General features: G+C 51.4%; 14 protein-coding genes. 4 read left to right on the plus strand and 10 right to left on the minus strand.

Translation table 11 applies throughout. The annotated features are described in order from the left end of the window. Positions 1 to 87: 87 nt before the first annotated feature. Complete coding sequence (locus D568_RS21930) at positions 88 to 450, plus strand: hypothetical protein (RefSeq protein ID WP_020210305.1); 363 nt, start codon at positions 88 to 90, stop codon at positions 448 to 450. Here D568_RS21930 and D568_RS0114360 read toward each other — a convergent pair. The 4 genes from D568_RS0114360 to D568_RS0114375 all read right to left on the minus strand — a co-directional run bounded on the left by D568_RS0114360 (position 447) and on the right by D568_RS0114375 (position 3397). Then, entirely contained in the window at positions 447 to 980 is a 534-nt protein-coding gene (locus D568_RS0114360) for a hypothetical protein (protein ID WP_020210306.1), read from the minus strand. The two genes, D568_RS21930 and D568_RS0114360, sit on opposite strands and share 4 nt — an antisense overlap. A gap of 191 nt (positions 981 to 1171) precedes the next feature. Further along, the gene (locus D568_RS0114365; RefSeq protein WP_020210307.1) at positions 1172 to 1750 is read right to left on the minus strand and encodes a DUF4202 domain-containing protein; all 579 of its coding nucleotides are present in this window, start codon (positions 1748 to 1750) and stop codon (positions 1172 to 1174) included. A 9-nt stretch (positions 1751 to 1759) separates the two neighbouring features. Continuing rightward, positions 1760 to 2503 carry a fumarate/nitrate reduction transcriptional regulator Fnr gene (gene fnr, locus D568_RS0114370; protein ID WP_020210308.1) on the minus strand — a complete coding sequence of 248 codons (744 nt, stop codon included), beginning with the start codon at positions 2501 to 2503 and terminating at the stop codon, positions 1760 to 1762. Positions 2504 to 2557: 54 nt separating this feature from the next. Next, positions 2558 to 3397: a glutaminyl-peptide cyclotransferase gene (locus D568_RS0114375; protein ID WP_026287059.1), complete on the minus strand. Its 840-nt coding sequence runs from the start codon at positions 3395 to 3397 to the stop codon at positions 2558 to 2560. A gap of 35 nt (positions 3398 to 3432) precedes the next feature. Between D568_RS0114375 and D568_RS0114380 the strand changes: the two genes are divergently transcribed. Beyond that, entirely contained in the window at positions 3433 to 4062 is a 630-nt protein-coding gene (locus D568_RS0114380) for a DUF502 domain-containing protein (protein ID WP_020210310.1), read from the plus strand. Positions 4063 to 4138: 76 nt separating this feature from the next. On the opposite strand, the gene mnmC is transcribed toward D568_RS0114380, so the two are convergent. The 4 genes from mnmC to trmL form a co-directional block, all read right to left on the minus strand. Then, complete coding sequence (mnmC, locus tag D568_RS0114385; RefSeq protein WP_020210311.1) at positions 4139 to 6169, minus strand: bifunctional tRNA (5-methylaminomethyl-2-thiouridine)(34)-methyltransferase MnmC2/FAD-dependent 5-carboxymethylaminomethyl-2-thiouridine(34) oxidoreductase MnmC1; 2031 nt, start codon at positions 6167 to 6169, stop codon at positions 4139 to 4141. Continuing rightward, a complete protein-coding gene (gene fldB / locus D568_RS0114390) occupies positions 6166 to 6702 on the minus strand; it encodes a flavodoxin FldB (RefSeq protein ID WP_026287060.1) in 537 nt (178 codons plus the stop codon). Before fldB ends, mnmC begins: the two co-directional genes overlap by 4 nt. After that, entirely contained in the window at positions 6684 to 7130 is a 447-nt protein-coding gene (locus D568_RS0114395; RefSeq protein WP_020210313.1) for a flavodoxin domain-containing protein, read from the minus strand. Before D568_RS0114395 ends, fldB begins: the two co-directional genes overlap by 19 nt. A 74-nt stretch (positions 7131 to 7204) precedes the next feature. After that, complete coding sequence (gene trmL, locus D568_RS0114400; RefSeq protein ID WP_020210314.1) at positions 7205 to 7666, minus strand: tRNA (uridine(34)/cytosine(34)/5-carboxymethylaminomethyluridine(34)-2'-O)-methyltransferase TrmL; 462 nt, start codon at positions 7664 to 7666, stop codon at positions 7205 to 7207. Positions 7667 to 8015: 349 nt separating this feature from the next. On the opposite strand from trmL, the gene D568_RS0114405 reads away from it, so the two are divergent. Together D568_RS0114405 and D568_RS0114410 are read left to right on the plus strand one after the other, a co-directional pair. Then, positions 8016 to 9296 (plus strand): NAD(P)/FAD-dependent oxidoreductase, encoded by a 1281-nt coding sequence (locus D568_RS0114405; RefSeq protein ID WP_157497887.1) that lies wholly within the window; start codon positions 8016 to 8018, stop codon positions 9294 to 9296. Beyond that, positions 9296 to 11950: a nitrate reductase gene (locus tag D568_RS0114410; RefSeq protein WP_020210316.1), complete on the plus strand. Its 2655-nt coding sequence runs from the start codon at positions 9296 to 9298 to the stop codon at positions 11948 to 11950. The genes D568_RS0114405 and D568_RS0114410 overlap by 1 nt, the downstream gene beginning before the upstream one ends. Before the next feature lie 13 nt (positions 11951 to 11963). Here D568_RS0114410 and D568_RS20280 read toward each other — a convergent pair whose 3' ends face one another. Continuing rightward, positions 11964 to 12872, minus strand: a complete 909-nt coding sequence (locus tag D568_RS20280) for a transporter (RefSeq protein WP_083915374.1) — start codon at positions 12870 to 12872, stop codon at positions 11964 to 11966. A 57-nt stretch (positions 12873 to 12929) separates the two neighbouring features. Then, positions 12930 to 13460, minus strand: a complete 531-nt coding sequence (locus tag D568_RS0114420; protein WP_020210318.1) for a glycine cleavage system transcriptional repressor — start codon at positions 13458 to 13460, stop codon at positions 12930 to 12932. Positions 13461 to 13495 lie beyond the last annotated feature (35 nt).

A 13495-nucleotide genomic window follows, 5' to 3' on the forward strand; every position in this document is an offset into this window, starting at 1 on the left:
TCGTAAAACTGTCACCTTTCATCAGTAATCTCTTCTGCCCCGTGTTAAATGCGCGGGGTGTACTATCACTTAACATAGGCCCAAACAATGGACTTTGAATCCTGGGAGGTTGATTTAGCCTCCGGTGAGGCGAAGCACGCAAGCGGATGTGTAATCCGCGTCGAAGGGGACCCTCAAAACCCCACGTCGGTAGATCCTAGCAACTTCCCTAAAAATCTTAACTTTGTAGATCAGGCCCGATTATTACGGTGTGGGGTACAGGCCCTGGAAAATGCTGCTCGGGAAGTTGGGTTCACGGGGCAATTCACGGCTCGAGAAGATCGCGCGGTAAAAGTAAAAAGTCGAACGGCACAAGAGCTTGAGCGTCAAGCGCGCATGTTTGCCGAAAATCCGGGCAAGCCAAAGCGCGCGGTTTTATCATTGAAAAAAACGCCCACTTCCGATCGTTAGCGGTTAACCAGAAGGCCGCGTAATTGCAGCTGGGTTTTGTGTTGATCCAGTAATTGCATCATTTGATCAAAGTCTTGCTGAGCAATATCCAGGCCGTTGACAACGATAAGATCCTGGCTGCCGTTGTATACCAGACTGTTCAGTTCACGGTTGGTCTTGTCGATGGCGGCAAAAATCTTATCGGTGGTGGCCTTATCGCGAAAGATGCGACCTTGATCGGTCATGCGTAAATAATCATCACACTCCGTCAGCCAGTCTTTGCGTTGCTCCAGCATCTTTCGAATGTTGTTCATCCCGCCCTTATGACCATTGGGTAATTGTTCAGCTTGGTATTTTTCTAAGCTTTTATAATCTTGGATAAGAAAGTCTGCACGGGTGGTGCTGCAAAAATCTTTGTTTAAATAGCTGGCAAATTTAACCCCGTGTTTTGCTTCAGCTTTCTTTTCACAAGCGTCGTCACACGCCCCAACCCAGCTACTACCGCAAAGGACGAGAACAACCAAGGCCGCAGTTATTGGTAGTTTTTTCATAAGAGCTTCACCTTAATTATCATTTTTGTTATGTAGTTCACGCTCTGGGTATATACGACTTTGTATTTTAGGTCAAGTCTTTGCCGAAATTTACGTATTTTTATGAAATTTTGCACCGATTTTGGGTGAGGGTATTTCGAAGAGTTTTAAAAAACGACCAATACAGAGGTTGGTCGTTTCCCAGAATCAACTTAATGCTGCAAGGCTTTTTGCACTAAATTTGCCATGTCTGGAGACAGGTCTATCTGTAGAGCAGCTTCGTGTCCTAGAGGCGACATTTTGTTCCAGGTTTTGCGGATGATGTCGATCAGTTTGCTTTCATCATGCTTGCTGGCGAAGTCCACTAGATAATATTTGAGAAACACTAGGCACACGACATCTTCAAGAGTTTGAACTTCAGGGTCTAATTTAAGCCGCTTTTTTTGCAGCATATCTGAAACTCTCTGGCAGTCTTCAGAGTGGAAACCATTGGCCTGCATTATTTCAGCCGTGCGCTGAGCATGATGCTTTGCCAGCTGAGTGCGCCATTTTTTATAGCCAGCTTTATCCATGGGGTAGTCGGCACGAGGGATAATCCAGCGCTCGATATGCTGAGCACGAGCTGCTATCTGTAAATGAGCGGAAGCATCAGGGGTAAATAGCATCAGTTCTTCACTCATGCGCTGGGAGTAAAGAAGCTCTTTGGGCGTCCCATTCTCTAGGTGGGGGTCTTTTTTATTGGCCGCATCAATTTCGGTGAGCGTAGCGTGTAATAAAGCTGTTTGAGACATTGGGTATCCTCAGTCGGAGTGATGGGCAAGATTGTGCAGGGCTGTGGAGTCGAGAATTTCAAGCTCTTTGCCGCAGGCCGTAATAACTTGTTGTTTTTGCATTCGGGAGAAAACTCGGCTAACGGTTTCCAGGGTTAGCCCCAAAAAGTTGGCCATATCCCCTCGTGACATAGGCAGGGTAAACCTTGTTGCCGATAGGTTATGCCTCTCATGTCGTGCAGACAGACTCAACAGTAAAGCGGCGACACGAGTATCTGCGCTGGCATGTCCAAGCAGGCCAAAATGGCGCTGCTCGCTCGTTATTTCGCGGCTGAGTAATTGTAATAAATTGCGTTGTAAGCCGGGTACTTGGCGGCTGAGCGACTCCAGTTTAGAAAATGGAATGGCGCACACAGATGTTGTTTGCAGCGCCTGAGCACTGTTGCTTAACCGGTTGGTGGCTGGGCCGTCTAACCCGATGACCTCGCCGGCCAAATGAAAGCCGGTGATTTGTATTTCACCTTCACGGCTGGTTTGCCAGGTTTTAATGGCACCAGATCGGATGGCATAAATTGCGGTAAAGTCATCGCCTGAGCGATATAGTATCTCCCCTTTTTGCAGGGGTTTTCCTTTTTGTACTATGGCATCAAGGCGATCGATATCCGAAAACTCTAATGACAAGGGTAAACAGATACCGCTTAAGCGACAATTGCTGCAGTGGTTAAAGTCGCGATTACCTGAGTGTGAAGTGCAGGTATTGAGTAGGTTTGGCATAATAAGGTTTTAGCCGTTAAGCGGAAAACAGCCTTTATTTTACGTGAAATAGGTTTATAAATCTGGCGATAAGGGGTAAGGCTGCTGAATTTTTAATCGGTAGTAATGGTGCCAGCGTTTTCCTGTTAACCAAAAAGTGTTTGAAGCTTCATGATAGGCGATACCGTTGAGAACATTATCCGCAGCAACCTGCGCTTCTCGTTGCGTGAGTTCAGTCAAATCGACCCAGCCTACAACGCTGCCGCTGATGGGGTGGATGGCAACTACGAAAGAGCTTTGCCATATATTCGCCCATATCAATCCATTGCTGTATTCCAGTTCATTTAATCGCTTGACCGGTTGGCCACTCCAAGTCACCTCCAGTTTCTTTAGCTCACTAAAATCGTTCGTGCTGTGCCAATAAAGTATATGGCTGCCGTCGCTGCGAACTAACTGGTTGTCTATTGCTGTTAAGCCCCAGCCCTGACCCGTGTAAGTAAATTCACTTTCGATACTCCCCGTATCCGGATGGATGATCCAGCCTTTTTGTTGTTGCCAACTTAATAAATAGATACGCCCGTTGACCTGGCTCAAGCCTTCAGCGAAATATGGCGCGGGTAACGGTGTATGCCATAGCGTTTGGGTGTTCTGTTGATTGGGCAAGCTGGTCTTGACTACGTAAGACCGACCTCTTAGGCCGCTGCTTTCGATAAGCTGGTTTCCGTCAAACTCCAGACCCTGTGTAAAAGGGCGGGTATCGCGGGCTATAACATCGATAATTTGATAGTTTAATTGAGGGGGGGCAGCGACACTTGAAGTCGCACTCAGCAGCGTTGAAAAAAATAAAAAAAAGAGTCGATACGGGTTTGCTGACATGATGCTACTGACGTTGTGTGGGCCTTTGAGTTTGGACATAATAACATCAGTTAACAAATAACAAGGCTAGTGGTATGAAGCGTTTACGCTCGTTTGTCGTTCTAACTTTACTTGGTGGCCTCGCGGTAGTTCTGCCGATTACTATTTTTGTTTTACTTTTGCAGTGGTTGGTTGGGGTTATCGTTGACTTGACGGCCCCGCTGAGCGCTTGGCTTGCGAGCTATATAACAGTCAACCAGTATACCGCCGATGTGCTGGGTGTTGCGGTGGTGCTCGGCGCGTGTTTTTGTATCGGCCTGCTGGTGAAAACCGGCATAGGGCGCTGGCTGCAGCGTATGGTGGATGGCGTATTATCTCGTCTGGCTCCTGGCTATAGCACCATCAAAGAAATGGTGGTGCAGATCATGGGAGGGGAAGGCAATGCCTCGCTGTTAAATGGAAAGGTGTGCCGTGCTTATATTATGGGTAGTTCCAGCCCAGTCTGTGTAACAGGAATCGTGACGGCAGAGCATAGCGATGGCGGTTACACCGTCTATGTGCCGACCGCTCCGGTGCCTACTTCCGGATTTGTTTACCACTTGCCCCGTGAATGCGTCACCCTGCTGCCAGATATTTCCGTTGAAGCGGCGATGCGTACGGTGATTGCCTGTGGTAGTGGTTCGCAAATTATTATGCAGTCCACCATTGAACTCACAGACGCTTAAGAAAGCGTTTTTCAGCTTGATATGAGGGTGAGTGGGGTAGGCTAAACCGGTATCCAGTGGATACCCCACATAGCAGTTACTGACGAATAATATTGCGGAGAATAAACCGCGCCGGATGCAGTGCCTGCGCCAGGTGTTGGGTAAGGGGCGGAGTCTCGCGGTTAATAAGGGCGGCGAGAAATTCTGCGCACAGGGGAGTGTAGGCAAGTCCTCGCGAGCCATACCCGGTATTTAGATAAAGGCCCGGGTGATAGCTTGCTTCGCATTCAAGCCGAGCTTTGGCATTTTTACTTAGAGGGGCAAAGCTCTGCTCTAATTGTTGAGCGTCAGGGGCTGGACCAACCACAGGTAAGTAGTCTGGGGTGGTGCAGCGCAGGGCGGCGCGGCCTTTCAGTTGGTCATGGGCAGAGTTGCCGAGGCTTGCTTGCAAAACAGGGCCGAAATCACTGAGGTGGGCCATATTTTTTAGGTGGTCTTCCTGGCGTAGTTGGGTGTCTGTCTCTGCGAGGTTGAACGTCGCCCCTAGGCTATGATGCTGTTCCCAGGATGGGGCAATATAGCCCTTGGCACAAAGCACGGTGCGCAGCGTTTCGCTTTTCGCAGTGGCGGGGATGTGGGTGACTTGGCCACGAATCGCTTTGAGCGGTAAATGCCTTGTTTGCGTAAAGGATCCACATTGTTGCGCCGTGGCGAGAACAAGCACCTCGGCCGTAGCTTTAGATTCTCCGTTATCATCCAGCGCTTGCCATAATGAATCGACTTGTTTTATCGCAGAAATAGCTTGCCCAGCTTTAAAACTGATCAATGGATGGTTAAGTAACTGCTCACACACTGCCGGCGGGTTCAACCAGCCACACCCATTGAAGTAAAGCCCCCCATGGTTGAGTGGCACCCCAGCCTTTTCACTGGCTTGCCTGTTATCGAGCCAAGTGGCAAGTGCGTGTTTCTCACTGATGCGCTGATATTGCTGTGCCTGCTTTTCACTGTAAGCGAGTTGTAGCACACCGCAGGGGGCGCCTAGCGTTGGCCCCATGCGCCAAAAAGGGCGGTAGTGTCTTTGTGCAAACAGCAGAGAATGCAGATTAAAGTCCGGCAAGGTCTCATTTTTATGGCTTAACTTCGCGTAGAGTACCCCCTGGCGATTGCCCGAGCCATGTTGTGCTGGCTTTGCTTCGCTGTCTAATACCTGAACATGCCAGCCGCGCTCGGCAAGTGCTCGAGCGGTGTGGCAGCCGGCAAGGCCAGCACCTATAACAATGGCGTGTCGAACACCGGGCGGCTGCGTACTGCGCTGGTATATTCCCGGTGCATGCCGGTGTTGTGAATAGTCCGTAGACGATGAACAACCCCCGTCATACCGAGCGCTGATCATCTCTCTTTTGCGGCCGAAACCGGGGACTTTCTGAATACTGAAGCCGGCCGACGTTAAGCCGCGTTTTACTACACCGGCAGCACTAAAAGTAGCGAGGGTAGTCTGTTCCCGCGATAGCAGGCCTATGACCCGGAAGAGCTCTTCCGACCACATCTCTGGGTTTTTACTGGGCGCGAAACCGTCTAGAAACCAAGCGTCGACGGTGAAGTTGGGTGTTTGCCAGCGAGGGTCAGGGCTTGGCAGCAGTTGGGCAAAACCGTCGGCGGCATCAGCAATAAGTAAGCTCAGGCGCACGCCGGCAAAGTTCAGGCGGTGGAGGCCCGGCGGAAGATACGTTGGATAGGCGTCTATCAGTTCGTTCGCCAGCGATGACAATTCGGGCCAGAGTCTAAGTGCCCGTATCAGGTCGGGCTTGCTCAGCGGAAATTTTTCGCAACTGACAAAATGCAGCTGTGCGGTGCTCGGGGCGTGCTGCTGCCACAGCTGCCAGGCCGCAAGGAAGTTTAGGCCGGTACCAAATCCGGTCTCGGCGATAGTAAATACCCCGGTTCCGGTGTCGTCTGTTGTCGTTAGCTGCTCAAAGCGCTTTTGTAACTGATTGTGCTCGAGAAACACATGTCGGGTTTCGGCCAGCCCGTCCTGACGAGAAAAGTACACATCGTCAAAGGTAGAAGACAGGGGCTGCCCCTGTTCATCCCAGATAAGACGAGCCTGGTCGGGTGAGTGTGGGTTCACAGTGAGAATTCACGCTTCAGTTGTTCGCACCATAGACTGATGCGCTCTTCGCTAAGATCGAACTCGTTTTCATCGTCCAGAGCTAACCCTACGAACTGTGAGCCGTCTGCCGTCAATGCTTTGGAGGCCTCAAACTCGTAGCCTTGGCGGGGCCAGTAGCCGCACGGGAGGGCGCCTAAAGCGGTTACCTTGGCATGCAAGTACCCCATGGCATCGAGAAACCATTCTGGGTAACCCACCTGATCCCCCAGGCCGTAATGAGCGACTTTTTTACCCTGCCATTCAACTTGATCAATCTCGTCCCAAATCTCTTCCCAGTCTTCTTGAAGCTCACCGTAATCCCATGTAGGGATGCCGAGAATCAGTAGCGAGTAAAAGCTCGCTTCGATAATGGGGGTTTCGGCAATGTTGTATATATCTATGAGCGATTCGCCCAGCGTCTGGCGTATTTTTTCGGCAGCCATTTCGGTGTAGCAGGTGGAGCTGCCGTAAAACAGGGCAATGGGTGCGCGACTCACAGTGCGGACGTCCATTGAGGGAGCCATTGCAGCGTTAATTGTTCTGGGTCATCGCCGCTGCAGGCATCCAACACCAGGGGCTCGCCAATACGCGTAGCACCCAACTCGCTCATAGCGTGATCAATCGCACGGCCGGCCTCAGCGAAGGTGGCATAGCTGCTGTCGCCAAGGTTAATGACACCGTAGCGACGCCCAGCGATATTGGGGAAGTCGCGGGTCAGGCCCAAAAAAAGCGGCTGGATATTACCGGGTAAATCGCCGGCCCCTGTATTTGAGGTGCAAATTAGAAGAATGTCGTCTGGGTTATCCGTAATATCGGCTACCTCAGGCAGAGGGTTAACTACTGCCTCGTAGCCATTGGCTTCCAGATAATCTTTAGCACTGGCGGCCACCATTTCAGCGGTACCCATTTCAGAACCCACCAGAATTTGAATGCGGGGCATACCTAGACTCCTGCCAAAAGGCGACCATCATAATGGTTTTACAGGCATTCGTTAACCGGCGTTACTTGACGCCACTAAGAACCAGAAAAACCCAATTGACGCCAGGCTTCGTATACGATTACCGATACGGCGTTAGACAAATTCATGCTGCGACTTTCGGGCAGCATCGGAATGCGCAGGACTTGATCGGGCGGCAAGGATTCTCGGATGCTTGCAGGTAGTCCTCGGGTTTCGGGGCCGAATAATAAAAAATCGCCTTTGGCGAAGGCCGTATCACTGGGCCGAGCTTTGCCTTTGGTGCTGAGGGCGAAAATACGCTCGGGTTTGGCGGTATCTAAAAACGCTTGCCATCCAGGGTAGGTCTGCATATCACGCCATTCACCGTAGTCCAGGCCTGCCCGGCGCAGGCGTTTATCGTCCAGCTCAAAACCTAACGGTTCGATCAGGTGGACTTGGCAGCCGGTGTTCGCCGCCAGCCTGATGATATTGCCCGTGTTGGGTGGAATTTCCGGTTCAAATAAAACGATATGAAACATGCGTATCTCTTAATCGGCAACAGTTGTGATGGTGCTTATTCTACCGCATTTGCCTTTAGACATTGATTGTCTTCAGGGGGTTTGGCCAAGCCCATGTGCTGACCGTACGAAGGTTATCTTTTACTCGCGCTATAGTCCTGCTTTGTGGTGGTGAAGTAAGCTGGCCTGGCTTTTGCTCCTCTCCTCCTAAATCCAATGCCCCCCGCAATCCCGGGAAGATCAGCACGATTAGGGTGCGTTTTTGCGTTACAACTCTCTATTTGAGTGCGTTTTGTGGTTTGCTCTTTGAGTCAAAGTGGTGCAGCAGGGGTGGTTAGTCTGGTGCGGTGAGCGCTATGAGGTGGCAGGTGTGACTGGAAAGAAGAAAAAACTCCTTATTGTAGGTAATGGTATGGCCGCTGGGAGGTTGCTGGACGAGCTGATAAAACGAGATGTTTCAGGCTTTGAGGTGACCGTTATTGGTGACGAGCGTCAAGGCAGCTATAACCGCATTATGCTGTCGCCGGTGTTGGCAGGGGAGACCGACGTGCCAGCCATTATTGGCAAGCCCAGCAGCTGGTATCGCGACCGCGGTATTCGTTTTGTCAGCGGTGTGCAGGTGAAAGCCGTTGAGCGTGAGCGCAAATGTGTGCTCACCAGTGAGGGCAATCGCTTGCGTTACGATCACTTAATTTTGGCCGTGGGTTCCCGCCCCGCCAAAATTCCTGCTGAAAATCAGCAATTGAATAATATTTACAGTTTTCGCACATTGCGCGATGTAGATCGCTTACTGAATGTGGCGAGATTTCACGATAGGCAAAGTCGTAAAACCGATACCGATGCATTGGTCATTGGTGGCGGTTTATTGGGTCTGGAAGCTGCTTACGGCCTCGCATTGAAAGGCTTGCGTGTGACCTTGGTACATCGGTCGGGTTGGCTTCTGAATCGCCAGCTGGATAAAACCGCAGGCGGTTATTTGCAACGTGTGCTTGAGGAAAAAAACATTCGCTTTATTTTGAACGATGAGGTGGCTCGTTTCAGCGGTTCGCACGAACTAAAATCCGCTGAATTAAAATCCGGACAGTCTCTTAGTTGTAAGCTCTGCGTGATTGCCACGGGTATTACCCCCAACAAAGAGCTGGGTTTGGCTGCTGGGCTTAAAGGTGCGCGTGGGGTTGCGGTAAACCCTTATATGGCCACATCCGATGAAGACATAAGCGCCATCGGTGAGTGTGTGGAGTTTAAAGGCGAAACTTTTGGTTTGGTAGAACCCATTTGGCAGCAGTGCATTACGTTAGCCGAGCGTTTGTGCAACAACATCAAGCTGCCTTTTGAAAACACTCCGGTGCCTACCAAGCTCAAGGTGTCGGGGGTTAACTTATTTTCCGCCGGTGATTTTATAACGACCGATGAGCATCGCGAGTTGGTGTATCGCGATGATAAAGCTGGCATCTATCGTAAATTGTTATTGCGTGATAACCGAATTGTTGGCGCGGTGTTGTTTGGCGATGCCCGCGACGGTCAGGATTACTTCACGATGTTGAGTGAGAAAAAAGACGTTAGCAAGATTGCACCTTTTCTGTTGATGGGTCGAGCTTTTTATCAAGATAGCGATCAGCAGCAAGACAGCGACGGAGCGGTGGCCGCCTGATGAATATGCCAGAGAAGTTAATCGCCTCCGATACGGTCAATACCACCTGTTGTTATTGCGGCGTGGGTTGTGGTGTTACCGCCGCCGTGGCGGATAATCAAGTAGTGGCGGTTGCCGGAAACACCGATCACCCCGCCAACAAAGGCCGTTTATGCATCAAAGGCTCCTCACTGCATGAAACGCAAAGCTCACCGGATCGTCTGCTTACGCCCATGCTTCATGGCAAGGCCGTAAGCTGGGATACTGCGCTGGATTATGGTGCCAGTAAATTTCGAGAAATTATTGAGCAGCATGGTCCAGATGCCGTGGCGTTTTATTTGTCCGGTCAATTGCTTACGGAAGACTATTACGTTGCCAATAAATTGATGAAAGGTTTTATTGGCACCGCGAATATCGACACTAACTCACGTCTTTGTATGGCCTCGGCTGTGGTTGCTCATAAACGCGCCTTTGGTTCGGATGCTGTGCCCGGTTGCTACGAGGATTTAGAGCAAACCGATCTTTTGATTTTGGTGGGTTCAAATACTGCCTACGCTCACCCTGTGGTTTATCAACGCATAGCCAAAGCTAAAGAAGAGCGGCCCGAGATGAAGATTGTGGTGCTGGACCCGCGCCGCACCGCCACCTGCGAAATTGCGGATATTCATCTGCCTTTACGACCAGGCTCGGATGCTTATTTCTTTAATGGCCTTCTCAGTTATTTGGCAGATACCAACGCGTTGGACCGAGAGTTTATTGCGGCTCACACTAACGGTTTTGAGGAAGCGTTAGCGGTAGCGCAAGGGCAAGTTCCCGATGTAACAGCGGCCGCGCACTTATGCCAATTGGACCGTAACGACGTGGTGCGTGTGTATCAGTTATTTGCCGGTAACGAAAAGGTGGTCACGGTTTTTTCGCAAGGCATTAACCAGTCGTCATCCGGAGTGGACAAAGGCAATGCGCTTATCAATTGCCATTTGGCAACAGGAAAAATAGGTAAGGTAGGTGCAGCGCCTTTTTCTATTACCGGGCAACCCAATGCTATGGGTGGGCGCGAAGTCGGCGGCTTGGCGAATCAGCTGGCGGCGCACATGGGTTACGACAACTCCGACGATATTAACCGCGTTGAATCATTTTGGCAGGCGCCCAATATGGCTCGCAAGGAAGGGCTAAAAGCGGTGGATATGTTTCGTGCCATTGACGAAGGTAAGATTAAAGCCGTGTGGATTATGGCCACAAACCCTGCGGTAACCATGCCCGAAGCGGGTCGAATCCGCGACGCCTTACAAAAGTGCGAGCTAGTGATGGTGAGCGATTGCATTGGCAATACCGATACCGCCAAGCTCGCCGATGTGGTGTTACCCGCGACCACCTGGAGTGAAAAGCACGGCACAGTCACCAACTCCGAGCGCTGTATATCTCTGCAAAAAGGTTTTTTAAATGCGCCGGGGCAGGCGCGTCACGACTGGCAAATTATGTGCGACTTTGCCGCCAAGCTGGGTTTTTCTGAGCATTTTGATTATCCGCATCAGGTGGATATTTTTCGCGAACACGCGGCGCTCTCCGGCTTGGATAATAACCACAGTCGCGGTTTTAATATTTCGGCGCTGGCGGATATAAAACGGGAGGATTACGAAAGCTTTACTCCCATTCGCTGGCCCGTTACCACGGGCTCGCCCAAGGGTACCGACCGATTATTTGGCAATGGCCAGTTCTATACTCCGGATGGCCGTGCGCGGTTTATTCCTATTCAGGCGCGTTTACCGGTGCACGAGCCAACGGCTGAGCAGGTGATTTTAAACACTGGCCGTATTCGTGATCAGTGGCACACCATGTCGCGCACGGGCACGGCGGCCAAGCTGCTGGGTCATGTTGACGAGCCTTATATCGATATTCATCCGCACGATATCGAGCGCTTTGGTTTGCTTGAAGGCGATCTTGCGGTGTTGGCCAATCAAGGGCAACGCTATTTTGGTCGGGTAAAAGCCGCCCGCTCGCAGCGACCGGGCGAGGTGTTCGTGCCCATGCACTGGAACGGTAAGTACGCGGCGTCCAGTTGTGCCGATGCGCTGGTGAATGCGGTGGTTGATCCTATTTGTGGACAGCCTGAATTTAAGCACAGCCCGGTGCGCATTAATCCTTTCAAACAAGCCTGGAATGGCTTTTTGGTGTGCGCCGAGGATATTCAGCCACACTGTGAGTACTGGGCCAAGATTACACTCGACGGCGGCTACAAATTTCGCCTGGCCGATGGCGAGTTCCCTGCAACATGGAGTGATTGGATAAAAAACCAGTTTCCGCTTATCGGTGACTGGGTAGATGTACACGATTCTCACGATCAGTTTTACCGCGCGGCGGGTTTTAGCGATGGACGCTTGCAAGTGGTGTTCAGTGCGGCGACCGATAAAGTATCGGCGCGAGAAATGCGGTGGCTGGAGCAGCAGCTGGGTGAGGAAATTGACAGCAATACACGATTTGCGATTTTGGCGGGTATTCCCGGTGCTGGTGTTGAGGATGTGGGAGCGATTGTCTGTTCGTGTTATCAGGTCGGCCAAAACACCATTGCCAAAGCGATTAAAGGTGGTTGCACCAGTGTTGAAGCGTTGGGTGCAAAGTTAAAATGCGGCACCAATTGCGGTTCGTGTATTCCCGAGTTAAAAGCCTTAATGCGCTAGGCTGCAGGTTTATTTACCAAATATACAGATAGCTCAAACTAACACTGTCGTAGTCGCCGGCAATTTTGGATTCAATGGCTGTGCTAATGGCCGCGCGCAGGGCGTGCTTGCGGTGTATCGGGTGCAGCAGTGTCAGTCCCGCGCGGGAGTTTTGCAGCTCAAGCTGCTGGGGGCCGTCACCCACCGTGGCGGCGCCGCCTTTGTACCAGTTGATGTCAAAAGAGGCCCAAGTGCCGTTTTTGAGTACATGCACCAAATGAAATTCTGATGATAGTAAGGGCTCTTGGCTACGGGTTTGATTGAGGTAATCGTCGTTATCTTCGTAAAACCACGCGCCGAACTCTCCTTCAAACAACCAGCGTTCGCTGATGGGTGCAATAAAACCCAGTGCGGGCTTTGCTGCCCAGCGATTAGTACCGGCGTTAAACAGCCGGTCGCTGTCGTATCCACCGGTGGGAATGCTTACCATGAAGCTGGCGCCCACAATCAGCTCGGGGTTTTCCACCAGCTGCTTAAATTGTTCGCCGTTCATGCTGGGTGCGCCAACAAGGTTAATGGCGAGGCGAACGCGGGGGTCCGCGTCGGTACTGATGGAGCGCTGTTTAAATTCGCCGTTGACGAAGCCTTCGGAATCCCCGTGCACGAACGGGTAATTTAACTGCAGGCTGCTGGTACGACCGAAAAGATCAAAGGTGCGTTGATAGGTCAGCGACAGAAAATTGAGTTCTACTTCGGCGCCTTCAACCGGGGTGGACGGGTCCGCGAGTACATCGCCTTGCGAGTGCTGGTAGCTTACTACCGCAACGTTGGTTCCCTCTGGCGCTGGCCAGTAAGCTCTGGGCGCCAACTCTTGAGCGTTAACCTGACTAAAGCCGCCAAGAAACATAAGTATCCGTACTAAAAACGTGGGGCTGGCTCGCATTGAGAGAATCCGCTGAATAAGTGCAAACTCAGTATAGCTGGATCGCTAGCGCCTTTACTATTGTTCCGCAGGCGGTGTTTCCAGGCGAATGTCCACGGCGAGCTCATCGGCAATAACATCCAGATTGTCGTGCAGGTCGTTGAGGTTGACTCCGGCGGGCACGTGAATAACTCCGGTAGCTTCAAACATGGGTTCGCCAGACCAGGGCATGCTGGAGGTGTCGGTTTCCAGTTCGTCGACGCTGATGTTGCGCTCGGCAAACGCTTGAGAAATTTCCACCACAATGCCGGTTCGGTCCGGTCCTACGACACTAAAGTGAAATGCTTTGTGCTCGGCTGAGTTTGTGGGGCTGGCTGTCTCAACCACCACTTGCAGTCCGTCGCCGGACAAACCTTTGAGCGCCTGTTGCAGTGCCTGGCAATGTTCCTCGGCCACGCCAACCTGTAGAATACCCGCAAATTTACCGGCCAGATGAGACATACGGCTTTCCAGCCAATTGCCTTGGTGGTCATTGATTACCTTGGCCAGTTTTTGTACCACACCGGGGCGGTCGTCGCTGATAACGGTAAGAACGAGATACTGATTCACAAGAGTTCCTTATTGTTGTGTCACGCACGAAGGGC

The organism is Gilvimarinus chinensis DSM 19667 (assembly GCF_000377745.1).
Taxonomy (GTDB): domain Bacteria; phylum Pseudomonadota; class Gammaproteobacteria; order Pseudomonadales; family Cellvibrionaceae; genus Gilvimarinus; species Gilvimarinus chinensis.

Coding starts and splice junctions, on each gene's coding strand:
- D568_RS0114375 (WP_026287059.1), bottom strand. CDS start 3,397: ATGTCCAAACTCAAAGGCCCACACAACGTCAGTAGCATCATGTCAGCA.
- D568_RS0114365 (WP_020210307.1), bottom strand. CDS start 1,750: ATGTCTCAAACAGCTTTATTACACGCTACGCTCACCGAAATTGATGCG.
- D568_RS0114380 (WP_020210310.1), top strand. CDS start 3,433: ATGAAGCGTTTACGCTCGTTTGTCGTTCTAACTTTACTTGGTGGCCTC.
- D568_RS21930 (WP_020210305.1), top strand. CDS start 88: ATGGACTTTGAATCCTGGGAGGTTGATTTAGCCTCCGGTGAGGCGAAG.
- D568_RS0114360 (WP_020210306.1), bottom strand. CDS start 980: ATGAAAAAACTACCAATAACTGCGGCCTTGGTTGTTCTCGTCCTTTGC.
- fnr (WP_020210308.1), bottom strand. CDS start 2,503: ATGCCAAACCTACTCAATACCTGCACTTCACACTCAGGTAATCGCGAC.
- trmL (WP_020210314.1), bottom strand. CDS start 7,666: ATGTTTCATATCGTTTTATTTGAACCGGAAATTCCACCCAACACGGGC.
- D568_RS20280 (WP_083915374.1), bottom strand. CDS start 12,872: ATGCGAGCCAGCCCCACGTTTTTAGTACGGATACTTATGTTTCTTGGC.
- D568_RS0114395 (WP_020210313.1), bottom strand. CDS start 7,130: ATGCCCCGCATTCAAATTCTGGTGGGTTCTGAAATGGGTACCGCTGAA.
- fldB (WP_026287060.1), bottom strand. CDS start 6,702: ATGGACGTCCGCACTGTGAGTCGCGCACCCATTGCCCTGTTTTACGGC.
- D568_RS0114410 (WP_020210316.1), top strand. CDS start 9,296: ATGAATATGCCAGAGAAGTTAATCGCCTCCGATACGGTCAATACCACC.